This is a genomic window from Mycobacterium senriense (assembly GCF_019668465.1).
Taxonomy (GTDB): Bacteria; Actinomycetota; Actinomycetes; order Mycobacteriales; family Mycobacteriaceae; genus Mycobacterium; species Mycobacterium senriense.
Genome location: NZ_AP024828.1, coordinates 13,698 through 35,497 on the forward strand (window position 1 = coordinate 13,698; position 21,800 = coordinate 35,497).

Sequence of the window (21,800 nt, forward strand, 5' to 3'; positions counted from 1 at the left end):
CCCACGATACCGGCCCGCCCGTTTGCTCAGGCCACCAGCACGTGCCCGTGACCAGCGCGCCGGTCGGTTCCGGCACCCACCGCGGACTGGCACCGGCCGGCCAGCGCGCGCCGGTCGGTCCCGGGGAGCTGCAGAGACTCGACGTGCACCCTTGCCAGCGTGCGCGGCACGACGAGCAGCCGGCGGATCGAGCTCAGCAGGGTCTCATCGCCGACGAAGGCCGGCACCGTCGAGGGGGTGCCGTCCACGTGGTGGTAGGTCAGCCGCAGCGGCTGCACCGGACGGGCGGCGTCGATCGCGGCCTGGAACATCGCCGGATAGAAGGCGCCGCGGTCCCGGCCGCACCAGGTGGTGCCCTCCGGGAAAGCGACGACCGTCTGACCGGCGCGCAGCCGGCGGGCGACGGCGTCCACCACACCGGGCAGGCACCGCAGGCTGGACCGCTCGATCGGGATGATCTTCAGGATGCGGGCCACGATCCCGGTCGCCGGGCCGGTGAACATGTCGGCCCGCGCGACGAACGACCCGGGCAGCACCGAACCGATGGCGAAGACGTCGACCCAGGACATGTGCGGGCTCACCACCAGCACGCCGCTCAGGTTGCGAATCGGGTTGCCCGTCACGGTGATTCGGACGCCCAGGCAACGCAACACCAAGCGGCAATAGATGCGCTGCACGCGGGTGCGGCCCGGCAGCGGCACCGCCAGCAGCGGCAGCCCCGGCGCCAGCAGCAGCGCCAGCATGAGGCGAAGCGTCACCCGCAGCGCCCTGCGCAGAGGTCGCGACGCGATGACGTCGCCCGCACCCACACAGCCGGCGTCGCACGAGGCGCGCGGTAGCCAGGAGTGCCCGGTGCCCGCCGGGGCGTTCATCGCTCGCCGCCCGCCATTTCCGACGCCGCCGAGACCGAGCGGAGTCGCTTGAGATATCGAGTGTCGGCGTGCGCCTTGTCCAGCAGGACGCAGAAATCGCCGACGCCGAAGTCCGGGTCGTGCGCGGGCTCGCCGCACACCTGGGCGCCCAGCCGCAGGTAACCGCGCAGCAGCGCCGGAACCGAGGGCCGCGCGGGCGGCGCGATGTCGTCGATCGCCGTCCCGTCCACCACCACCGGCCGGTGCGGGTAGACGCGGTATTCCGGCGGGGCCCCGTGCCGGCTCAGGATGAAGTCGCGGACGCCGCGCAGCTGCGTGCCCGGAACGTCGGATTCGCCCCCGATGGGCACCGATACGCACCCGGTCACGCAGTCGTAGCCGTAGCGGTCCAGGTAGGCCAGGATGCCCGCCCACATCAACAGGACGACGCCGCCGTTGCGATGGCCGTCGCGCACCACGGCGCGTCCCATCTCCACCAGGGAGGGCCGCAGCGGATCGAACGCGCGGATGTCGAACTCGGTGGCGGTGTAGAGCCCGCCGGCCGCGATGGCCCCCGCCGGCGCAAGCATGCGGTAGCAGCCGACCATTTCACCGGTGTCGTCGTCGCGCACCAGCAGGTGGTCGCAGAACTCGTCGAACCTGTCGACGTCCAGTCCGTCCTGTTCGGCAGCGGGCAGTGCGAAACCGGGCGTGCTGGTGAATACGTCGTACCGGAGTCGCTGCGCCGCTTCGATCATGGCGGGGTCGGTGGACAGCAACAGGGAGTAGCGAGGTGCGGCCGACGAGCTGGTGGCCGTACCGGTCGACTTATCGCTGGGTATGAGGACTGAAGCAATGCTCATGAAGCCCAACGTGGCGTAGTCGATGTGCTAGTCGGCATCGACGCTGTGACGTGTCGGTGCACGTGAGATGACGAACTGGGCGCGGACGGGTCCCGGGTCCCGCGGTGCGACGCAGCTCACACAGCGTGGGCAACAACGGGATGAACGCGGCGTTGCCGCCTGCCGCGGTTGAGCACGGACCGCCGCGGGTAGGTCGTGCAAGGTAACCAATCCTTCGGCGATGCGGACTTCGTCTTGAACCACACCTCGGACGCGGGTACGAGCGCGGGCGCGCGCCGCTGGTGTTTTGCCGATCAACTGGGTCCGCATTTCCTGGATCACCCCGACCAGCCGGTGCTGCTCATCGAGTCCCGCGCGATCTTCGAACGCCGCCGATTCCACCGCCGTAAGGCCCACCTCGTGTTGTCCGCGCTGCGCCATCGCGCGGCCGAACTGGGCGACCAGGCGCAGTTCCTGCAAACCCGCACGTATGGGGAAGCCCTGGAACAGGTGCAGGAGCGGATCAGCGTGTGTCAGCCCACCACTTGGGCGGCGGAGGAGTTCGTGCGGTCGAACCCGACGATCGACGTGTTACCCGCACGCGGTTTCTGCACCGACCGCGCTGAGTTCGACGAGTGGGCCAAGCGGCAGCGCACGCTACTGCTGGAGAACTTCTACCGCGACGCGCGCCGCCGGTTCGACCTGTTGATGGACGGTGACCAGCCCGCGGGCGGGCGGTGGAACTTCGACGCCGACAACCGCGAGCCGGCGCCGAAGGACACCGCAACGCTGGAGGTGCCCGCGCCTTGGCGTCCCGACGAGGACGACATCGACGAGCAAGTGCGCGCCGACCTGGACCGCTGGGAACGCGACGGCGCCGTCGCCTTTGTCGGCCGCGACGGGCCGCGCGAATTCGCCGTCACCGCAACCGAAGCGCAGTCCGCCTTCAAGGTGTTCCTGCGGGATCGGTTGCCGCACTTCGGCCCTCACGAGGACGCCATGCTCAGCGGCGACCGGTTCATGGCGCACAGCCTGTTGTCGGCCCCGATGAACCTCGGCCTACTGGACCCGCTGGATTGCGCGTACGCGGCCGAGGACGCCTACCGGGCCGGCGAGGCAGCGCTGAACAGCGTCGAGGGTTACATCCGCCAGCTGATCGGGTGGCGTGACTACATCTGGCACGTCTATTGGCATTTCGGACCCGAGTATCGCCATCGCAACGCGCTCCGGGCGCGCGCGGGGCCACCGGACTGGTTCGCCGACCTCGACGCCGACGCGGTCGAGGCGCGCTGCCTGAAAGACGTGCTGGCGCAGGTGCGCGACCACGGCTGGGCGCATCACATCCCGCGACTGATGGTGTTGTCCAACTACGCGTTGCAGCGCGGGTGGAATCCCGCCGCAGTCACCGACTGGTTCCACCGGTGCTTTGTCGACGGCTACGAGTGGGTGATGGTCGCCAACGTCGTGGGTATGTCGCAGCACGCCGACGGCGGGCTGATGGCGACGAAGCCATACGCCGCGGGTGGCGCCTACATCAACCGCATGAGCGACTATTGCGGGCACTGCTCGTATCGCCCCACCGAGCGAGTCGGTGAGCGCGCCTGCCCGTTCACGGGCGGCTACTGGTCGTTCCTGAACCGCAACAGGAGAACTCTGCAGGGCAACCGGCGCATGACCCAGCCGTTGGCGGGTCTGCGGCGGCTCACCGATCTCGACGACGTCGTCGAACAACAGCGCCGGCTCGGGCAGGCCCCGCCGTGATGCTGACCGCCGATCGTAGGATCGCGGCGCCGCCGGCGGCGGTGTGGAAATTGCTGGTCGACCTGGACGCGTGGCCGAGGTGGGGCCCGACGATTCGGAGGGCCCGGCTGGACCCCCCGCACACCGAGCTGGCCTTGCACGCCACCGGCACGGTGCAGACCTCCCTGCTGGTCGCGGTGCCGTTCGAAGTCACCGAGTTCGAGCCCGGGCGCCATTGGGCGTGGAAGGTGGCCGGCGTGCCGGCGACCCGACACCGGGTGGACCCGGTGGACGGCGGCGCGCGGGTGAGCATCTCGGTGCCATGGTGGTCCGCGCCGTACCTGACGGTGTGCTCTGTCGCGGTGCGCCGCATTGACGCGATGCTGACCGGCGCCTAGCGGGGGTCGACGGCCGACGCCAGAATCGTTGTACGACTCCGCAATCCGCTAGCACGGGCGCTAACGGATTCGGAGATCGGCGGATGGTGCGCAGAGACGGTGCGATGCGCACCGAACGCAAAAGCCCCCGGCGCCGCGGCGCCGGGGGCTTGAGGCCGAGAAATCAGCCCTTGCGTGCCTTGATCGCCTCGGTCAGCTGCGGAGCGACCTTGAACAGGTCGCCCACCACGCCGTAGTCGGCGATCTCGAAGATGGGTGCCTCTTCGTCCTTGTTGACCGCGATGATCGTCTTGGATGTCTGCATGCCCGCGCGGTGCTGGATGGCACCGGAGATGCCCAGCGCGATGTAGAGCTGCGGCGAGACGGTCTTACCGGTCTGGCCCACCTGGAACTGGCCCGGGTAGTAGCCGGAGTCGACGGCGGCGCGCGACGCACCAACGGCCGCACCCAGCGAGTCGGCCAGCTCCTCGACGACGCTGAAGTTCTCCGCGCTGCCGACACCGCGACCACCGGAGACGACGATGGTGGCCTCGGTCAGCTCCGGACGGTCACCGGCGACCGCCGGCTCGCGGGCGGTGATCTTGGTGGCGTTCTCCGCCGGGGCCGGGACCTCGACCTTGACTTCTTCGCCGGCGCCGGCCTGCGGCTCGGCGTCGACGGCTCCGGCGCGCACGGTGATCACCGGGGTGTCGCCGTTGGCCTGCGCCTCCACGGTGAACGCGCCACCGAAGATGGAGTAGGTCGCCTTATTGCCTTCCTTGACCTCGACCACGTCGACCAGCAGGCCGGAACCGATCCGGGCAGCGAGCCGGCCGGCGATTTCCTTGCCATCGGCGTTGGCCGACAGGATCACCGCGGCGGGTGAGCTGGACTCGGCGAGCGAGGCCAGCACGTCGACCACCGGGGTGAGCAGGTATTTGTCGACGTCGTCGGACTCGGCGACGTAGATCTTGGCGGCGCCGGCCTCCTTGAGCCCGTCGATCAGGGGCGCGGCGGTCCCGGGAGCGCCCACCACGACGGCGGCGGGCTCACCCAGCGCGCGGGCGGCGGTGATCAGTTCGGAGGTGACCTTCTTCAGCGCACCTTCTGCGTGCTCGACGAGCACCAGTACTTCAGCCATGGGTTATTTCGCTCTTCTCGTCTTGAGGAACTCGGGTCAGATGATCTTCTGGGCAACCAGGTACTTGGCGACGTCGTTACCGCCCTCGCCCTCGTCGGTGACCTTCTCACCCGCGGTCTTCGGCGGCTTGGGCGTCGACGACAGCACGGTCGAGCCGGCGTTTTCCAGCCCGACCTCGTCACTCTCGACGCCGATATCGGCGAGGGTCAGCACGGTGACCTCTTTCTTCTTGGCGGCCATGATGCCCTTGAAGGAGGGGAAGCGCGGCTCGTTGATCTTCTCGGTAACGCTGACCACCGCGGGCAGCGTGGCCTCGAGGGTGAACAAACCCTCGTCGGTCTCCCGCTCGCCGGTGACCTTGTCGCCCTCGATGGAGAGCTTGCGTACGTGGGTGAGCTGCGGCAGGCCCAGGTACTCGGCGATGACGGCCGGCACCGCGCCGCCGGTTCCGTCGGTGGCCTCGTTGCCGGCGATGACCAGGTCGGTGCCCTCGATGGTGCCCAGGGCACGCGCCAGCGCCCATCCGGTCTGGACCACGTCCGAGCCGTGCATTCCGTCGTCCTTGAGGTGGACGGCCTTGTCGGCGCCCATCGACAGAGCCTTACGGATCGCCTCGTTGGCGCGTTCGGGACCCGCGGTGAGCACGGTCACCGAGCCTTCGCCGCCCTCGCGCTCACGGATCTGCAGCGCCTCTTCCACCGCGCGCTCGTTGATCTCGTCCAGCACCGCGTCGGCGGCCTCACGGTCCAACGTGTAATCGCCGTCAGAAAGCTTGCGCTCCGACCAGGTGTCTGGGACCTGCTTGATCAGGACCACGATGTTCGTCATGAGTGTGGTTCGTCCTCCTAGAAGGGGGCTCGCAGCATTCGACTGCGAAACCTCGGTACGCGTGTTCGCAACGCACGGCCGTGTTACTACCCGGTAACTTTGTGCGGTATGCATTCACACCATAGCGGGTCGTAGTGCACGTTCTCGCAGCCCGTCCGCCGCTTGCGGAGCGGGCCCCCGCTTCCCCGGTTCGCGAATCCGACACTTCGCGTTAGCCTGCCTATGCAATGAGCGCACTCGTGCCTGACGTCCCGCAGCACACCCCCGGCGACACCGCGTCGGCGGGTGACGCGGTGATGATGCTGACGGGCGAGCGCACCATCCCGGGCCTGGACATCGAGAACTACTGGTTCCGTCGCCACGAGGTTGTCTACCAGCGACTGGCCGAGCGTTGCGTCGGGGCCGACGTGCTCGAGGCCGGCTGCGGCGAGGGTTACGGTGCGGACCTGATCGCCGGTGTCGCCCGCCGCGTCATCGCGGTGGATTACGACGAGGCCGCGGTGGCCCATGTCCGCAGCCGCTACCCCCGGGTGGACGTCATGCAGGCCAACCTCGCGCAGCTGCCGCTGCCCGATGCGTCGGTGGATATTGTGGTCAACTTCCAGGTGATCGAACACCTGTGGGACCAAACACAGTTCGTCGTCGAGTGCGCCCGGGTGCTGCGCCCGTCCGGTCTTTTGCTGATGTCGACGCCCAACCGCATCACCTTCTCGCCGGGCCGCGACACCCCGATCAACCCTTTCCACACCCGGGAGCTCAACGCGGCCGAGCTGACCCAGCTGCTCGTCGACGGCGGTTTTACCGATGTTTCGGTCAGCGGCCTGTTCCACGGCCCCCGGCTTCGCGAAATGGATGCCCGGCACGGCGGCTCGATCATCGACGCGCAGATCGCGCGGGCCGTCGCCGACGCGCCGTGGCCGCCCGAGCTGGCGGCCGACGTCGCGGCGGTCACCACCGGGGACTTCGACATGGTCGAGGCCGGCGCGGACACCGGCCGGCACATCGACGACAGCCTCGACCTGATCGCGATCGCGGTAGCGCCGTGAGCACGCCGCAGAACCGGGTTCCGGGCCTGTTCACCCTGGTTTTGCACACCCACCTGCCCTGGCTGGCCCACCACGGCCGCTGGCCGGTCGGCGAGGAATGGCTGTATCAATCCTGGGCGGCGGCCTACCTGCCGCTGATGCGCGTGCTGCACACGCTGGCCGGCGAGGACCGCCAGGGCGTGATCACGCTGGGCGTCACGCCGGTGGTGAATGCCCAGCTCGACGACCCCTACTGCCTGGACGGCATGCATCACTGGCTGGCCAACTGGCGGCTGCGCGGCCTGGAGGCCACCAGCGTGCGGTCCGCGCCCCGCTCGAAGTCGGCCGGCTACCCGTCATGCACGCCGGAAGCATTGCGCGCCTTGGGGATTCGTGAGTCCGCCGAGTCACAGCGGGCGCTGGACGACTTCGCCACCCTGTGGCGGCACGGTGGCAGCCCGCTGCTGCGCAGCCTGCTCGACGCCGGCACGCTGGAGCTGCTCGGCGGCCCGCTGGCCCACCCGTTCCAACCGCTGCTGGCGCCGCGGCTGCGCGAGTTCGCGCTGCGCGAGGGCCTGGCCGACGCCGCGCACCGGCTAGGGGCGCGAAAGGGGCACGGCCCGGGCGGGATCTGGGCGCCCGAGTGCGCCTACGCGCCCGGCATGGAACACGACTATTCGGCCGCCGGCGTCACCCATTTCATGGTCGACGGCCCGTCGCTGCACGGCGACACCGCGCTGGGCCGGCCGGTCGGCGACACCGATGTGGTGGCGTTCGGGCGCGATCTGCAGGTCAGCTACCGGGTGTGGTCACCGAAATCCGGCTACCCCGGGCACGCCGCGTACCGCGACTTCCACACCTACGATCACCTCACCGGACTCAAGCCGGCCCGGGTGACGGGCCGCAACGTGTCCTCGGAGGACAAGGCGCCCTACGACCCCGAGCGCGCCGATCACGCGGTCGACATGCACGTCGCCGATTTCGTCGACGTGGTCCGCAACCGCCTGTTCGCGGAGTCCGAGCGCATCGGGCGACCCGCCCACGTGGTCGCCGCCTTCGACACCGAGCTGTTCGGTCACTGGTGGTACGAGGGGCCGACATGGCTGGAGCGGGTGCTGCGCGCACTGCCCGAGGCCGGCGTGCGGGTGGGCACGCTGAGCGACGCCATCGCCGACGGCTTCGTCGGCAACCCGGTGGCCCTGCCGCCCAGCTCGTGGGGCTCGGGCAAGGACTGGCAGGTGTGGGCCGGCGACCAGGTCGCCGATCTGGTGGCGCTGAACAGCGAGATCGTCGACATGGCGCTGAGCACCGTCGACAAGGCGCTGTCCCAGACCGCATCACTGGACGGGCCCATCCCCCGCGACCACGTCGCCGATCAGATCCTGCGCGAAACGCTGCTCACCGTGTCCAGCGACTGGCCGTTCATGGTGAGCAAGGATTCGGCCGCCGACTATGCCCGCTACCGCGCCCACCTGCATGCGCACGCCACCCGCGAAATCGCCGACGCGCTGGCGTCGGGCCGGCGCGACACCGCGCAGCGGCTGGCGGAGGGATGGAACCGCGCCGACGGACTGTTCGGCGCCCTCGACGCCCGCAGGTTGCCTCGATGAGGCGGGCCGCGGCGTGAAAATCCTGATGGTGTCGTGGGAATACCCGCCGGTGGTGATCGGCGGGCTCGGCCGGCACGTGCATCACCTGTCCACCGCGCTGGCCGCCGCCGGTCACGACGTCGTCGTGCTGTCGCGCCGTCCCACCGGAACCGATCCCCGCAGCCATCCGTCGTCCGACCACATCAGCGAGGGCGTCCGGGTGATAGCGGCCGCCCAGGATCCGCACGAATTCTCCTTCGGCACCGACATGATGGCGTGGACGCTCGCGATGGGCCACTCCATGATTCGCGCCGGGCTGCCCCTGACAAAGCCGGGCAGCAACCGCGCGTGGCGGCCCGACGTGGTGCACGCCCACGACTGGCTGGTGGCCCACCCGGCGATCGCCCTCGCCCAATTCTACGATGCACCAATGGTTTCCACGATCCACGCCACCGAAGCCGGCCGGCATTCCGGCTGGGTCAGCGGCGCGATCAGCCGCCAGGTGCACGCGGTCGAATCCTGGCTGGTGCGCGAATCCGACTCGCTGATCACATGTTCGGCGTCGATGGCCGACGAGATCACCGAACTGTTCGGTCCCGGCCTGGCCGAGATCACGGTGATCTGCAACGGCATCGAGACGGCGCGGTGGCCGTTCGCGACGCGCCGGCCGCGCACCGGACCCGCCGAATTGCTCTACCTGGGACGGCTGGAATACGAGAAGGGTGTGCACGACGTCATCGCCGCGCTGCCGCGGATCAGGCGCAGCCACCCCGGCACCACACTGACCATCGCCGGCGAGGGTACTCAACTGGGCTGGCTCATCGAGCAGGCCCGTAAACACCGGGTGCTCAAGGCAGTCCGGTTCGTCGGGCACCTCGACCACGCCGAGCTGCTGGCCGTCCTGCATCGCGCCGACGCCGCGGTGCTGCCCAGCCATTACGAACCGTTCGGGATCGTCGCACTGGAGGCGGCCGCGGCCGGCACTCCCCTGGTGACCTCGAACATCGGCGGCCTGGGCGAGGCGGTGATCAACGGCCAGACCGGAGTGTCGTGCCCGCCGCGCGACGTGGCCCGGCTGGCCGCGGCGGTGCGCACTGTGCTCGACGACCCGCATGCCGCACAGCAGCGCGCCCACGCCGCCCGCGAGCGACTCACCGCCGATTTCGATTGGCGCACGGTGGCCGACAAGACCGCGCAGGTGTACCTGTCGGCCAAGCGTGGCGTGCGGCAGCCGCACGCCCGGCTGCCCATCGTCGAACACGCCTTGCCGGACCGGTAGCACCCTCCCTAACGTTTCAGGGATGGGCCTGGACTATTCGAGCGTCGTGGACGCTCCCATCACCGATGTTTTCGATTGGCATGCCAGGCCGGGCGCGTTCGCCCGGCTCTCGCCCCCGTGGCAGCCGATGCGGCTAATCACCGAGGCCGCCTCGCTGAAGGACGGGAGGGCCACGCTGGCGCTGCCCGGGGGTCTGCGCTGGGTCGCCGTCCATCAGCCCGACGGCTACGACCCGCCGCGACGTTTCGTCGACGCCATCGGCGGCGACGGCCTGGCCACGCTGCCGACACGAATTGCCGTGCGCTGGAACCACACCCACGAATTCGAGGACCTCGGCGGCAACCGCACCAGGGTGATCGACCGGGTCGACACCCCGGTGCCCGGGCCGCTGTTGCGGCCGATGTTCGACTACCGGCACCGGCAGCTGGCCGACGATCTGGCCGCACACCGGCTGGCCGCCGAGAATGGGCTGCGGCGGCTGACGATCGCCGTCACCGGATCCTCGGGGCTGGTCGGTTCGGCATTGACCGCCTTCCTGCGCACCGGTGGCCATCGGGTTATCCAGCTGGTCCGGCACGCGCCACGCGGCGACGACGAGCGACGCTGGAACACAGCCGATCCCGACCCGCGGCTGTTCGACGGGGTCGACGCGGTAATCCATCTGGCGGGAGCATCGATCGCCGGCCGGTTCACCGATAAACACCGGCAGGCCATCCGCGACAGCAGGATTGAGCCCACCCGGCGGCTGGCCGAACTGCTGGGCCGCGCGGCCCCCCGGCTGGCAGTGCTCATCTCGGCGTCGGCGATCGGCTACTACGGATACGACCGGGGCGACGACACCCTGACCGAGGACAGCGATCGCGGCGACGGATTCCTGGCCGACGTGGTGACCGACTGGGAGCGGGCGACCACGCCCGCGCAGCAGGCCGGGGTGCGCGCGGTGCGGGTGCGCACCGGCATCGTGCAATCGCCGGCCGGCGGCACGCTGAAGCTGATGCGGCCGCTGTTCAGCGCCGGACTGGGCGGCCGGCTCGGCGACGGGCGACAATGGCTGTCCTGGATCGGGATCGACGATCTGGTGGACATCTATCACCGTGCGCTCTGGGACGCCACACTCTCCGGCCCGGTGAATGCCGTTGCACCGCAACCGGTTCACAACAGCGAGTACACCGCCGTCCTGGCGCGGGTGTTGCACCGGCCGGCCGTGCTGCCGGTGCCGGCGCTGGGCCCGCGGCTGCTGGGCGACCAGGGCGCCCGCGAACTGGCGTGCGCGAGCCAGCGGGTGGCACCCGCCGCGCTCGCCGCCGCCGGACACCGGTTCCGTGCGCCGGACCTCGACGCGGCGCTGCGCCACCTGTTGGGGCGCACCGGCTGACGGTTGTCAGGGCACCCGACGAACGGTGAGTGGCCCGGCGGTGACATCCCGGCTGATCGCCTCGACGAACGATCGGGAATGCAGCACGGCTACTCTTCGGCATCTCTGCCGTCGCGGCTGTGCCGATAGGCGCGGGCGCGCAGATCGGCCAGCCACCGGGGGTGCAAACTCAGGCCCGGCGCCGTGTTGAGCACCGGGTCGAATGACACGTCGTGGTCGCGTTCGGGATCTAGGGCGGTGGTCAGCGTGATGCGGGCCACGGGTGTGAAATCGCCGCTGCCGCAGGCTTGGTCGAGTGTCACCTCGATGTTGCTGCGCTCGAGCGTTGACCGGACCGAGTCGAGGGACAACCCCGGGCCGCCGATCTCGCTCGAGGTCTGGGCCCGCAGCCACCAGTTGTTGCCCTGATAGTGCAACGGCATCAGCGTGGTCAGGGTCTGGCCGTTCCACGACGTGGCCGGCCGTAACGCCAGCGCGCGGGACAGCACCCCTGACCCGGACGAGACAAGCAGGATGTCCCACGGCTTGTCCGCGGCCTGGGGCGTGGGCAGCCGGAGGGCCAACCCGATGAAGTCGGGCAGCGCCCCGGGCGTACCGGTGGCCTTCGACACGCGCGCAACAATGTCCGAGGATGGGATCGGCAAGCCCTGCGCCGCGGGGGCAACGCGTTCGATGTGGCCCTCGGCCAGCACCCCGGTCGGATGGAAGAACCGTTTGCCCCGGAGCGCAGAGCCCCACTGAAAGGGCACCGCCACAAGTTCCAAAACGTTCACCGGCGGCGGATTCCCATTCTGGGCGGGGGGAAACAAGGGCGTGCGACACCGTCGCGCCGCGGCGCTGCGTGAAAATTACCGTGACGCAAAACCGGTTGTGCGCCAGCCGATCATTCGCAGACTGGGCGGGGGCTGCTGCGGGCTGTAGGTGTGGCTGTCGATATAGACCTGTGCCATGACGGCCTGCCACGACTCGATCTGGGGCGAGGATCGCCAGGTGCCCTCGACCAGTCCGACGATCACGGCATTGTTGTCAGCGGTCAGCGTGTACACCGGACCGCCGAAGTCCCGGCTGTCGGAGGCCATATCCGTGATGGCGAAGCGCCCGTTGCCTACCGAGCTGACCGAGCCGCATCGTTGGCCGGTCGCGCTGCGCAGCTGGCACGCGGGCATCCCGGTCTGGGCGCGCGTTCCGGGTGCGGAGCTCAGATGGCGCCCCGTGGGCAGCACATCGGTGGGCGTCACCTCCGGCGCGATCGCAATGACCTCGTATTCCACCGGCAGCATCGAGGTGTCCGCGGCGGAGTCCGCGTCGACCTGGCGGCGGCCGAGGACCACGTTGCCGATCGGTTTGCGGTCACGGTCGGTCACCACCGACTGGCCGCCATCGCATTGGCCGCTGGTCAGCGCGACCCGTAGCCGCAGCTCGACCAGGCCCAACATGCAGACGGTACCGCCTTGGCGGATCTCCATTCCGGGAAACACGGTGGCGCCCGGGTCGGCGACGGCCTGGACCGGTGCGGTGAAAAACATCGTCGTGGCCGCGGATGCGATCGCCAGCCGGCACCACCGGCGTCCGAGCTCTTCCATTGGGACGCATCACCCCTCACGTCCATCAGGGGGTTCACCGCGTTTTGTTGTTGAACGTGCGTATACCCGCCTCCGATGGGGCCAAACCGGCTTGGGCCCGGCCGGCTAGCGAACAATCGTGGGTTGCGAAAAAGCCGGAAAACGAAGACGTCAGGCGTCCACACCCGTCGAACGGTGTGGGAAGGGTTTCGGCGCTTCGCCCAATTCGTCCTGAAAGCACCGCAGCGCGTCGAGGAGCGCGGCGAAAACCCGGTGAGCGGTGGTCAGGTCCGCATCCGGTAGGCCGGCAAGCGCGACGTGGGTGTGCGCGTTGAGCGGACTGAAGAACGACCGGGCGGTGGCAAGGCCGGTTTCATCGTTGCGCAACACGACTTTTCGCCGGTCGACCGGGTGGTTGTCGCGGCGGATATGGCCGGCGTCGATCAACCGGTCCACCAGGTAGGTGATCGCCGAACCCGATAGCCCCATCCGGTGGCTGAGGTCGCTCGACGTCATCGGCCGCCCACCGCTCTCCGCCACCATGATGTAGAGCAGGGCGCGGAAATCGTTGGGCCGCAGGCAATGTATCAGCGCGAACAACCGGCCGATCTGGTCGGACTCGGTTGACAGCTCCCGCAGATCGGCCGAGATCAGCGACTCCAGCTCATCGCGGCCGCAGCACTGCGCATCGGCGTCCATAACGCTGCGAGCATATCGCCGATTGCGATGACATTTCAGTTACTTAATGTTTCAGCCGGGGTCGTGGCAGCTCCGCGCCGGCGCCGGACGACAACCACGACCGTGTGGATCCGCCCCGGCTGGCGCCGACCGATGAAGTTCATTAAATTAATGTTTAAGTTATTGAACGAGGTGGTATGTCGTAGCGGTCGGCGCAAGGGTGTGTCTGACGGTCAGCGCTGTGGTTTTGCCCGCCTCATCGGCGGGTATGACGCGGGTGTTTGGGCCGGACGGGGCTGGGCATGCCACGCCGTCCGGAAGGGAGCGCTTGGGCACTATGGGAGCTTTGTCGTTTTCACCGGCCACGGCATCGCCGCCGGTGGCGATCGGTTGGCTGAGCGCTGACGATTTCGAAGCATGGCGGTCGAACGTACGGCGCATGGTGCTGGGCGATGTCGCCGATTTCATCGTCGCGCGACGTGCCGGCGAACTCGACGATGCGCGCATCGATGCCGCAGGCGACATCCTGATGCAGTTCGTCTCCGGCGGCAAATGCCTGCGGTCGACGTTCGTGTACCTGGGCTGGCTGTGCGGCGCGCCGCCCGACGACGCGGCCCTGCGGGCCGCGGCCAGCTTCGAGTTGGTGCACGCGTTCGCGTTGCTGCAAGACGACGTCATGGACGGTTCAGACCAGCGGCGCGGCCGCCCGTCGGCGCATCGGCAATTCGGCCAATGGCATCGCGAGCGCGGATTGTGCGGCTCCTCGCGGCGATTCGGTGAATCCGCCGCCATCCTGCTGGGCGACCTTTGCCTCATCTGGGCCGAACAGATGATGCGCGACAGCGGCGTCGAGCCCAGGCGTCTGCAACGCGCCTGGCCACGCTATGACGCCATGCGCACCGAGCTTGCCGTCGGGCAATTCGCCGACCTGACCAACGATGCGCGGCAGATGCCCGGACTGGAAGTCGTGCTCGACGTGGCGCGCCGCAAGTCGGGGAACTACACGGTGCGCCGGCCGCTGGAGATCGGCGCGGCCATGTCCGAGTGCGACGGTCGGACGCTGTCCCAACTGGGCCGCTACGGCGCCGCCGTCGGTGAGGCATTCCAGCTTCGCGACGACGTGCTCGGCGTCTTCGGCTCGCCGGCGGTGACGGGCAAACCCAGCGCCGGCGACCTGCTGGAGCGCAAGGCGACCAGCGTCGTGGTGGCCGCCCACCAGCTGGCCGATGCGCCGACCCGGCGTGAACTCATCGAGCTGGCGGATCGTGAAACCCTCGACGACAACGCGATCGACCGGTGGAAAGCGCTGATCGTCGAGACGGGAGCCGTGCAACTGATCGAGGAGATGATCGGCGACCGCGTCGCTTCCGCGCGCGAGCACCTCAGCGACCTGTCGATCGACGAGCCCGTTCGCACCGCGCTGGCCGAAATGGCGGCCGTCTGCACGAAACGCGCCGAATGAGTAGCACAGACCGGGGAGCCTGTTGATCATGCGGACCATCGAAGGTCGCGGAGATCACGTGGTGGTGGTGGGCGCCGGGCTGGCCGGACTTTCCGCGGCGCTGCACCTGGCCGGCCGCGGGCGCGCGGTCACGGTGGTGGAGCGCGAGCCGTGGCCGGGCGGCCGGGCCGGTCGTCTCGACATCGACGGCTACCGGATCGACACCGGGCCGACGGTGCTCACCATGCCGGACATCATCGACGAGACGTTCGCGGCCGTGGGCGAGCGACTGCGCGACCGCATGGAGCTGTTGGCCCTCGACCCGGCCTACCGCGCCGTGTTCGCCGACGGCAGCGCGCTGGACGTGCACAGTGACGAGGATCGGATGGCCGACGCTGTCGCGGAGTTCGCTGGCTTCGGGCAGGCAGCGGGCTACCGACGGCTGCGAAAGTGGCTGACGCGGCTGTACCGCACCGAATTCGACGGCTTCATCGCCGCGAACTTCGATTCCCCGCTGTCGCTGCTCACCCCGCAGTTGGCGCAGCTGACTGCGATCGGCGGCTTCCGCAAGTGGGACCGGATGGTCAGGCGGTACGTCAGCGACCCACGGCTGCGGCGGATCTTCACCTTCCAGTCGCTGTACGCCGGCGTAGCGCCGCGCGATGCGCTGGCGGTGTACGCGGTGATCGCCTACATGGACACCATCTCGGGTGTGGTGTTTCCGCGCGGGGGCGTGCGCGCGCTGCCCGACGCACTGGCCGCGGCCGCCGCCGGTGCCGGCGTCCGATTCTGTTACGGCGCAACCGTTACCGCGCTCGAACGCACCGGCGGGCGGGTCAGCGCGGTGGTCACCGAGCAGGCCGGGCGCATCGCCTGCGACGCGGTGGTGCTGACCACCGAGCTGCCACAGACCTACGCGCTGCTGGGCCGCACACCGCGACGCGCGGTGCGGCTGCGGCCCTCACCCTCGGCCGTCGTCGCGCACTTGGGTTGTCCCGCCGTCGCATCCGGGACGGCCCACCACACCATCCTGTTCGGCGAGGCATGGGATCAGACCTTCACCGACATCGTCGACGACGGACAGCTCATGCGGGACCCGTCCCTGTTGGTCACCCGGCCGACGGCCAGCGACCCGACCCTGGCTCCCGAGGGACGCGACCTGCTCTACGTGCTCGCGCCGGCGCCGAACCTGGAGCGGGGCAACATCGATTGGGCCGGCACCGGCGGCGCCTACGTCGAGGACATGATCTCGCTCGTCGCCGACCGGCTGCTGCCCGGTTTGCCGCACGACGCAACGGTTTTGGATGTCGTCACACCGGCCGACTGGGCCCGGCAGGGCATGGCGGCCGGCAGTCCGTTCGCGCTCGCCCACACGTTCGGTCAGACGGGCCCCTTCCGGCCGGGCAACATGGTGCGCGGCATCGACAACGCGGTGCTCGCCGGGTCCTCCACGGTGCCCGGCGTCGGTGTGCCGACCACGCTGATCTCCGGGCGGCTCGCCGCCGACCGCATCACCGGCACCACCGCGCGATCGGCCGCGCACATCGACATGAAAGCCGGACTGCCGTGATGCGCGGCGAGTTGACCGCGGCCGGAATCGACGATCCGTGGCTGCGCGACGGATACCGGCGATGCCGCCAACTCAATGCCGCGCACGGCCGCACCTTCTTCCTGGCCACCCGGCTGCTCGCGCCCGACCAGCGGCCGCCCGTGCATGCGCTGTACGGCTTCGCCCGTTACGCCGACGACATCCTCGATGACCTAGACCCGCAGGTCGGCGCCGACGCCCGCGGCCGGCGGCTGCAGCAGCTCTCGGAGCGCTTCTTCTCCGACGGAGCCCACCTGGAGGATCCGCTGGTCGCCGCGGTCACCGACACCGTGCGGCGCTACCGGATCAGCGCGGATCTGTTCGAGGACTTCCTGGCTTCGATGCGGATGGATCTCACCGTCACCGACTATCCCGACCGCAACGCCCTCAACCAGTACATGCGAGGCTCCGCGGAAGCCATTGGGCTGCAAGTGCTTCCGATATTGGGCACCGTGACGCCGGTGCAGGAGGCCGCGCCGTACGCCGCGGCGCTGGGCCGGGCGTTTCAGCTGACCAATTTCCTGCGCGATGTCGACGAGGACCTGCAGCGCGGGCGGGTCTACCTGCCGGCCGACGAGCTGGCCGCCGAGGGCGTCGACCGAGAGCTGCTGATGTGGTGCCACGCGCAGCGCCGCACCGATCCGCGGGTGCGCCGGGCCCTGATCGCTCAGCACGAAATCGCCCGGCAGACCTACCGATTCGCCGCGAACGGTATCGCCACGCTCGCCCGTCGTTCGCGGCCGTGCGTGGCGACCGCGGCGGCACTGTATTCAGAGATCTTGGACTGCATCGAAAGAAGCGACTTCGCGGTGTTCGATCACCGGGCCACCGTCGGCACGGCGCGACGCCTTCGGGTCGCCGGCGCGGGGCTGATACGGTCGTGGCGGGCGCGGAACAGCGCGCGGGGCGTTCGTCAATCGGGGGCCGCATGAGCGATCGGTGGCAATACCTGGCGGTGCTCGCCGCATGCCTGGTGATCACCGCGCCGCTGGAAATCTTCGGCCCCGGCGTCTACCGGCAGTGGCGGCGGGTCATCAAGGCGGTCGTGCCGGTGGCCGCGGTCTTTTTGGTCTGGGACGAGATCGCGGTCGCCGCGCAAGTCTGGACCTACGACCGCAACTATCTGGGTGGCCTGAGCATCCCGTTCCGGGTGCCGATCGAAGAGGTGCTGTTCTTCCTCGTCATCCCGGTGTGCGCGTTGCTGACCTATAACGCCGTGACCACCATCCTGGAGAAGGTGCATCGCCGATGACCGGCCTCGGCTATACCCTGCCGGCCGCGGTGGCGGTATTGCTGGTCTGCACACTGGAATTGGCGGTGCTGCGGACCGGGCTCTTCCGGCGGCCGGCGTACTGGCTGTCGATGCTGATCGTGCTCGGGTTCCAGATCCCGGTGGACGGCTGGCTGACCAAACTCAGCTCCCCCATCGTCATCTATGACGACAAACAGCTGAGCGGCGTGCGCTTCCCGTTCGACATCCCGGTCGAAGATTTCCTGTTCGGCTTCGCGTTGGTCACCGCGGTGCTGCTGCTGTGGGAGCGGCAACGTGCGCGTCGATGATGCGGGGCCCGGCGAGTTGGCGGCCGCGTTCGACGCGGGTGCGCCGGCCTACGATCGCCTGGTCGGTGCCAGCCCCGGTTACCACGCGCAGCTGTCCCTGTCGGCACGACGGATGCGGATTCCGAACCGCGGCAAGGGGTTACGGTTGCTTGACGCCGGATGCGGCACGGGTGCCTCGACGGCCGCGCTGCTCGCCGTCGCTCCCGAGGCCGACATCGTCGCCGTCGACGCGTCGCGGGGCATGCTCGAAGCGGCGCGCGCGAAGGACTGGCCCGCCTCGGTGCGCTTCGTGCACACCCCGGTCGAACAGCTGGCCGAGCACGGGATCACCGGACCGTTCGACGCCATCCTGGCCGCCTACCTGATCCGCAACGTCGCCGACCGCGACGCACAGCTGCGCAGGTTTTGCGGATTGTTGCGGCCCGGCGGCACGTTGGCGGTGCACGAATATTCGGTGCGCGACTCCCCCGCGGCCACCCGCATCTGGCACGCCGTGTGCTGGGGCATCATCATCCCCTTCGGGTGGTGGCGCACCCGCGACGCCGGGCTGTACCGCTACCTGTGGCGCAGCGTGCTGGCGTTCGACGGCGCCGCGCGATTTCGGGCTCGGCTCGCCGACGCCGGCTTCACCTCGGTGCACAGCGAGACGATGCCCGGCTGGGAAGCCAACATCGTGCACACCTTCCTGGCGGATGCGCCGCGATGAGCGTCGATCGGCGTCGCCGAACATTCGCCGCGCCAACGGGATTGCCGGACGCCGTCGCGTTGGAGTCGCGCCCGCGGGTGGCCGTCGTCGGCGGCGGGATCGCCGGGCTGAGCGCCGCCACCGGGCTGGCCGAGCGCGGCGTCGCGGTCGAGGTCATCGAAAGCGAGCACTATCTCGGCGGCCGGGTGGGCGGGTGGACCGAGCGGGACGGCGGTGTCGAGCTCGCGATGAACCGCGGCTTCCACGCGTTCTTCCGCCAGTACTACAACCTGCGCGCCCTGCTGGGCCGGATCGACCCGCAATTGCGGATGCTCATTCCCGTCGAGGATTACCCGCTGATCGACGGGGCCGGCCGGCGCGACAGCTTCCGCGGGCTGCCGCGCACCCCACCATGGAACGCCGTGGTCTTCGCGGCGCGCAGTCCCACGTTCCGGCTTCGTGACTTCACCCGCATCGACGCCCGCGCGGCCGCACCGCTGGCCGCCGTATCGGTGCCTGGCACCTACCAGCGCCTGGATCACACCGACGCCGCGTCGTTCCTCGAGGACATCCGATTCCCTGAGGCGGCAAGGCATCTGGCGTTCGAGGTGTTCTCCCGCAGCTTCTTCGCCGATCCCGCTGAGCTTTCCGCGGCCGAATTGGCGACCATGTTTCACATCTACTTCCTGGGGTCCTCCGAAGGCCTGATCTTCGACGTCCCGTCGGCCAACTACGACAGCGCGTTGTGGCAGCCGCTGCGCGGCTACCTCGAAGGGCGGGGCGTGCGGTTCCGGCTCGCCACCAAGGTCCTGCGCATCGACACGGAGGCGGCGAAGGCCTTCCGGGTGCACACCGATTCCGACGACCACTGCGACGTCGACGCCGTCGTATTGGCCACCGACATCGCGGGTTTGCAGCGGATCGTTACGGCATCCAGCGACCTGGGCACCGACGACTGGCGCGCCCAGATAGCGCGGCTGCGCACCGCGCCGCCGTTCGCCGTGCACCGGTTGTGGCTCGACCGCCCGGTCGCGGCGCACCGGCCGGCGTTCCTGGGCACGGCCGGCCACGAACCGCTCGATAACATCAGCGTGCTGGAGCGCTACGAATGCGAGGCGCGGAACTGGGCCGCCGCGCACCGCGGCTCGGTCGTCGAGTTGCACTCGTACGCATTGGATTCCGCACCGTCGCGCGCCGCCGCGCTACGACAACTGCACCGGATATATCCGGAGACCGCTGAGGCACAGATCGTCCACGAGAGGCTGCTGCATCGCAGCGACTGCCCGCTGTTCTCGCCCGGCTCCTACCCCCACCGCCCCCCGATCATCACTCCCACACCGGGATTGCTGTTGGCCGGCGACGCCATCCGCATCGACCTGCCGGTGGCACTGATGGAGCGGGCCGCCACCACCGGCTGGTGCGCCGCCAACCAACTCCTGCAACGATGGGGACTAGCCGGACACCCGTTGGCTACGGTACCCACCCAAGGCCGGTCACCACTACTGCGATGGCTTGCCGCCCGCGAAAGAGCCACCCGATCATGAGGATTCGCGAACAGCTTCAACAATGCCTGTCCGCCGCCCAGGCCAAAGGCTGGCCGGTGCAGGTGATCCCGCGCGTGTCATGGGCTTATCAGCACCCGACGTATCGCGACGCACAGCCCGCCATCATCGAGGGTGCGCTGCGACGCTCGCAGCGCAAACCCACCGGCAACTGGTACGCGTTCGCGGCCAGCGATCGGGTGCCCGCCGGGCGTCCCGTCGGCACGCGGGTGGCCGGTGTCGACGTCGTCGCCTGGCGTGACGAACGCGGCCGGCTGTGCGTGGGGCCGCGCACTTGTCCCCACTTGGGCGCCGACCTCGCGACCGGCACCGTGCACCGGGGCACGCTGATCTGCCGCTGGCACGGGCTGACGCTCGACGGACACGCTCGCGAGTTCGGCTGGAGTCCGCTGCCCAGTCACGACGACGGGGTCCTCGCCTGGGTGCGGCTCGACGCGGTGGGCAAGGAGGAACCGCTGGACCGGCCGGTGCTTCCGCAACGGCCGGCCGGCGACACCCTGAGCGCGGTCGCCCGCCTGGAGGGGGTGTGCGAGCCGAGTGACATCATCGCCAACCGGCTCGATCCCTGGCACGGCGCGTGGTTTCACCCCTACTCGTTCACCCGGCTCGACGTGCTCACTACACCTACCGAACAGGTCGACCGATTCCTGGTGGCGGTGACGTTCCGGATGGGACGCCTGGGAGTGCCCGTCGTCGCGGAATTCAGCTGCCCGGAGGCACGCACCATCGTCATGCGCATCGTGGACGGAGAGGGAACCGGCAGCGTCGTCGAAACCCACGCGACGCCAATGGGTTCGGACCCCGACGGCCGGCCCCGCACCGCCGTCCTGGAAGCCACCCTCGCGCATTCGGACCGGCCCGGCTTCGCGCACGCCTCCCGGGTGGCGCCGCTGATCACACCCCTCATGCGCTATGCGGCCACCAAGCTCTGGCGCGACGACCTCGCCTACGCCGAACGCCGCTACCAGGTCCGCGCCGGACTCCGGTAGCCCGGCGTCGGGCTACCCGCATGGGAGAATTCAACCGTGCGCAGGCCCTACGTCGCTGTCGTCGCGGCGACCGTCGGCGCTCACCTGGCGTACCTGCTGTACGTGCCGAGCGGGGGCTTCCTCGCGTTGCGCTGGCCGAGGACCATCGTGCTGCACGTGCCCGCGGTGGCCTGGGGCGTCGCGGTCGTGGTGCTCAGGCTGCGCTGCCCGTTGACGTCGGTGGAATCGTGGGCACGCCGTCGCGCGCAGATGGATCCGCTGCCCACGTCCGGATTCATCGACCGTTACGTGACGGGATATTTCGTGCCGCCCGGCCGCATCGGCGCCGCACAGGCGCTCGCCTTCTCCGCCGCGGCCGTCTCATGGGCTGTATTCGCCCGCCGGGGCGTTGGTCGCGGGGGCCGCGGCATGCCGACCACCGGTTGACCTCCGCCGCCGCACCGCCCAAAGCACGCCGCCCACGAGCAGGACCGCCAGGACGATCACGGTGGGCCACATGGCCAGCTGCGCGAACAACAAACGCCGTTGCAGGCGCATCACTTTGCGCTCCGCGCGGCCCAGGCGCCGGGAAGTCTCGATCACAGTCATCGTCACACCAGATACCCGGGGCGCAGGCGTTCAAACCGCCTCGCGCCGTGGCACACGGCCGGCCTCAATGCCTTGACTGTTCAATAAATGAATCGCTGAA

The 21,800-nt window shown here is 69.4% G+C and carries 22 protein-coding genes; 15 read left to right on the plus strand and 7 right to left on the minus strand.

Features of this window, described 5'->3' with window-relative positions; genetic code table 11:
- Positions 1-26 precede the first annotated feature (26 nt).
- Positions 27-872 (minus strand): lysophospholipid acyltransferase family protein, encoded by an 846-nt coding sequence (locus tag MTY59_RS00065; RefSeq protein WP_221043878.1) that lies wholly within the window; start codon positions 870-872, stop codon positions 27-29.
- On the minus strand, positions 869-1,714 hold the full coding sequence (locus MTY59_RS00070; RefSeq protein WP_221043879.1) for a GNAT family N-acetyltransferase: 846 nt from the start codon (positions 1,712-1,714) through the stop codon (positions 869-871). Before MTY59_RS00070 ends, MTY59_RS00065 begins: the two co-directional genes overlap by 4 nt.
- Before the next feature lie 195 nt (positions 1,715-1,909).
- On the opposite strand from MTY59_RS00070, the gene MTY59_RS00075 reads away from it, so the two are divergent.
- Together MTY59_RS00075 and MTY59_RS00080 are read left to right on the plus strand one after the other, a co-directional pair.
- The gene (locus MTY59_RS00075; RefSeq protein WP_347881608.1) at positions 1,910-3,454 is read left to right on the plus strand and encodes a cryptochrome/photolyase family protein; all 1,545 of its coding nucleotides are present in this window, start codon (positions 1,910-1,912) and stop codon (positions 3,452-3,454) included.
- Entirely contained in the window at positions 3,454-3,831 is a 378-nt protein-coding gene (locus MTY59_RS00080; protein WP_221043880.1) for an SRPBCC family protein, read from the plus strand. The genes MTY59_RS00075 and MTY59_RS00080 overlap by 1 nt, the downstream gene beginning before the upstream one ends.
- A 163-nt stretch (positions 3,832-3,994) precedes the next feature.
- On the opposite strand, the gene MTY59_RS00085 is transcribed toward MTY59_RS00080, so the two are convergent.
- Together MTY59_RS00085 and MTY59_RS00090 are read right to left on the minus strand one after the other, a co-directional pair.
- On the minus strand, positions 3,995-4,951 hold the full coding sequence (locus MTY59_RS00085; RefSeq protein WP_221043881.1) for an electron transfer flavoprotein subunit alpha/FixB family protein: 957 nt from the start codon (positions 4,949-4,951) through the stop codon (positions 3,995-3,997).
- Positions 4,952-4,987: 36 nt separating this feature from the next.
- Positions 4,988-5,779: an electron transfer flavoprotein subunit beta/FixA family protein gene (locus MTY59_RS00090; protein WP_221043882.1), complete on the minus strand. Its 792-nt coding sequence runs from the start codon at positions 5,777-5,779 to the stop codon at positions 4,988-4,990.
- Positions 5,780-6,006: 227 nt separating this feature from the next.
- Between MTY59_RS00090 and MTY59_RS00095 the strand changes: the two genes are divergently transcribed.
- From MTY59_RS00095 to MTY59_RS00110, 4 genes are read left to right on the plus strand one after another with little or no spacing between them, the layout of a single operon-like run.
- Positions 6,007-6,825, plus strand: coding sequence for a class I SAM-dependent methyltransferase (locus MTY59_RS00095; RefSeq protein WP_221043883.1), 819 nt, complete (start codon positions 6,007-6,009; stop codon positions 6,823-6,825).
- Positions 6,822-8,414: a 1,4-alpha-glucan branching protein domain-containing protein gene (locus tag MTY59_RS00100; RefSeq protein WP_221043884.1), complete on the plus strand. Its 1,593-nt coding sequence runs from the start codon at positions 6,822-6,824 to the stop codon at positions 8,412-8,414. Before MTY59_RS00095 ends, MTY59_RS00100 begins: the two co-directional genes overlap by 4 nt.
- A gap of 13 nt (positions 8,415-8,427) precedes the next feature.
- The gene (locus MTY59_RS00105; protein WP_221043885.1) at positions 8,428-9,672 is read left to right on the plus strand and encodes a glycosyltransferase family 4 protein; all 1,245 of its coding nucleotides are present in this window, start codon (positions 8,428-8,430) and stop codon (positions 9,670-9,672) included.
- Positions 9,673-9,694: 22 nt separating this feature from the next.
- The gene (locus tag MTY59_RS00110) at positions 9,695-11,047 is read left to right on the plus strand and encodes a TIGR01777 family oxidoreductase (RefSeq protein WP_221043886.1); all 1,353 of its coding nucleotides are present in this window, start codon (positions 9,695-9,697) and stop codon (positions 11,045-11,047) included.
- Positions 11,048-11,136: 89 nt separating this feature from the next.
- On the opposite strand, the gene MTY59_RS00115 is transcribed toward MTY59_RS00110, so the two are convergent.
- The 3 genes from MTY59_RS00115 to MTY59_RS00125 all read right to left on the minus strand — a co-directional run bounded on the left by MTY59_RS00115 (position 11,137) and on the right by MTY59_RS00125 (position 13,308).
- Positions 11,137-11,820, minus strand: a complete 684-nt coding sequence (locus MTY59_RS00115) for a phosphodiesterase (protein WP_221043887.1) — start codon at positions 11,818-11,820, stop codon at positions 11,137-11,139.
- Positions 11,821-11,895: 75 nt separating this feature from the next.
- Positions 11,896-12,630 (minus strand): Rv1815 family serine proteinase, encoded by a 735-nt coding sequence (locus tag MTY59_RS00120; protein WP_221043888.1) that lies wholly within the window; start codon positions 12,628-12,630, stop codon positions 11,896-11,898.
- A gap of 150 nt (positions 12,631-12,780) precedes the next feature.
- Entirely contained in the window at positions 12,781-13,308 is a 528-nt protein-coding gene (locus MTY59_RS00125) for a MarR family winged helix-turn-helix transcriptional regulator (RefSeq protein ID WP_221043889.1), read from the minus strand.
- Between the two features lie 256 nt (positions 13,309-13,564).
- Here MTY59_RS00125 and MTY59_RS00130 point away from each other — a divergent pair, with 256 nt between their 5' ends.
- The 9 genes from MTY59_RS00130 to MTY59_RS00170 are packed head-to-tail and all read left to right on the plus strand — an operon-like array spanning position 13,565 to position 21,538.
- On the plus strand, positions 13,565-14,749 hold the full coding sequence (locus MTY59_RS00130) for a polyprenyl synthetase family protein (RefSeq protein WP_221046168.1): 1,185 nt from the start codon (positions 13,565-13,567) through the stop codon (positions 14,747-14,749).
- A 28-nt stretch (positions 14,750-14,777) separates the two neighbouring features.
- The gene (gene crtI / locus MTY59_RS00135) at positions 14,778-16,298 is read left to right on the plus strand and encodes a phytoene desaturase family protein (protein ID WP_221043890.1); all 1,521 of its coding nucleotides are present in this window, start codon (positions 14,778-14,780) and stop codon (positions 16,296-16,298) included.
- Complete coding sequence (locus MTY59_RS00140; protein ID WP_221043891.1) at positions 16,295-17,248, plus strand: phytoene/squalene synthase family protein; 954 nt, start codon at positions 16,295-16,297, stop codon at positions 17,246-17,248. Before crtI ends, MTY59_RS00140 begins: the two co-directional genes overlap by 4 nt.
- Positions 17,245-17,568 (plus strand): lycopene cyclase domain-containing protein, encoded by a 324-nt coding sequence (locus MTY59_RS00145; RefSeq protein ID WP_221043892.1) that lies wholly within the window; start codon positions 17,245-17,247, stop codon positions 17,566-17,568. Before MTY59_RS00140 ends, MTY59_RS00145 begins: the two co-directional genes overlap by 4 nt.
- Positions 17,565-17,876, plus strand: a complete 312-nt coding sequence (locus MTY59_RS00150; RefSeq protein ID WP_221043893.1) for a lycopene cyclase domain-containing protein — start codon at positions 17,565-17,567, stop codon at positions 17,874-17,876. Before MTY59_RS00145 ends, MTY59_RS00150 begins: the two co-directional genes overlap by 4 nt.
- Positions 17,863-18,582 carry a class I SAM-dependent methyltransferase gene (locus MTY59_RS00155; RefSeq protein WP_221043894.1) on the plus strand — a complete coding sequence of 240 codons (720 nt, stop codon included), beginning with the start codon at positions 17,863-17,865 and terminating at the stop codon, positions 18,580-18,582. Before MTY59_RS00150 ends, MTY59_RS00155 begins: the two co-directional genes overlap by 14 nt.
- Positions 18,579-20,105, plus strand: coding sequence for a hydroxysqualene dehydroxylase (locus MTY59_RS00160; protein ID WP_221043895.1), 1,527 nt, complete (start codon positions 18,579-18,581; stop codon positions 20,103-20,105). Before MTY59_RS00155 ends, MTY59_RS00160 begins: the two co-directional genes overlap by 4 nt.
- A complete protein-coding gene (locus MTY59_RS00165) occupies positions 20,102-21,112 on the plus strand; it encodes a DUF5914 domain-containing protein (RefSeq protein ID WP_221043896.1) in 1,011 nt (336 codons plus the stop codon). Before MTY59_RS00160 ends, MTY59_RS00165 begins: the two co-directional genes overlap by 4 nt.
- Before the next feature lie 36 nt (positions 21,113-21,148).
- Positions 21,149-21,538 carry a DUF2784 domain-containing protein gene (locus tag MTY59_RS00170; protein WP_221043897.1) on the plus strand — a complete coding sequence of 130 codons (390 nt, stop codon included), beginning with the start codon at positions 21,149-21,151 and terminating at the stop codon, positions 21,536-21,538.
- Positions 21,539-21,800: the final 262 nt, after the last annotated feature.

What these genes read in the sequence shown, in the direction of transcription:
- MTY59_RS00070 (WP_221043879.1), bottom strand. Translation starts at nt 1,714, where the DNA reads ATGAGCATTGCTTCAGTCCTCATACCCAGCGATAAGTCGACCGGTACG.
- MTY59_RS00125 (WP_221043889.1), bottom strand. Translation starts at nt 13,308, where the DNA reads ATGGACGCCGATGCGCAGTGCTGCGGCCGCGATGAGCTGGAGTCGCTG.
- crtI (WP_221043890.1), top strand. Translation starts at nt 14,778, where the DNA reads ATGCGGACCATCGAAGGTCGCGGAGATCACGTGGTGGTGGTGGGCGCC.
- MTY59_RS00090 (WP_221043882.1), bottom strand. Translation starts at nt 5,779, where the DNA reads ATGACGAACATCGTGGTCCTGATCAAGCAGGTCCCAGACACCTGGTCG.
- MTY59_RS00160 (WP_221043895.1), top strand. Translation starts at nt 18,579, where the DNA reads ATGAGCGTCGATCGGCGTCGCCGAACATTCGCCGCGCCAACGGGATTG.
- MTY59_RS00165 (WP_221043896.1), top strand. Translation starts at nt 20,102, where the DNA reads ATGAGGATTCGCGAACAGCTTCAACAATGCCTGTCCGCCGCCCAGGCC.
- MTY59_RS00120 (WP_221043888.1), bottom strand. Translation starts at nt 12,630, where the DNA reads ATGGAAGAGCTCGGACGCCGGTGGTGCCGGCTGGCGATCGCATCCGCG.
- MTY59_RS00095 (WP_221043883.1), top strand. Translation starts at nt 6,007, where the DNA reads ATGAGCGCACTCGTGCCTGACGTCCCGCAGCACACCCCCGGCGACACC.
- MTY59_RS00080 (WP_221043880.1), top strand. Translation starts at nt 3,454, where the DNA reads ATGCTGACCGCCGATCGTAGGATCGCGGCGCCGCCGGCGGCGGTGTGG.
- MTY59_RS00085 (WP_221043881.1), bottom strand. Translation starts at nt 4,951, where the DNA reads ATGGCTGAAGTACTGGTGCTCGTCGAGCACGCAGAAGGTGCGCTGAAG.
- MTY59_RS00065 (WP_221043878.1), bottom strand. Translation starts at nt 872, where the DNA reads ATGAACGCCCCGGCGGGCACCGGGCACTCCTGGCTACCGCGCGCCTCG.
- MTY59_RS00150 (WP_221043893.1), top strand. Translation starts at nt 17,565, where the DNA reads ATGACCGGCCTCGGCTATACCCTGCCGGCCGCGGTGGCGGTATTGCTG.
- MTY59_RS00110 (WP_221043886.1), top strand. Translation starts at nt 9,695, where the DNA reads ATGGGCCTGGACTATTCGAGCGTCGTGGACGCTCCCATCACCGATGTT.
- MTY59_RS00145 (WP_221043892.1), top strand. Translation starts at nt 17,245, where the DNA reads ATGAGCGATCGGTGGCAATACCTGGCGGTGCTCGCCGCATGCCTGGTG.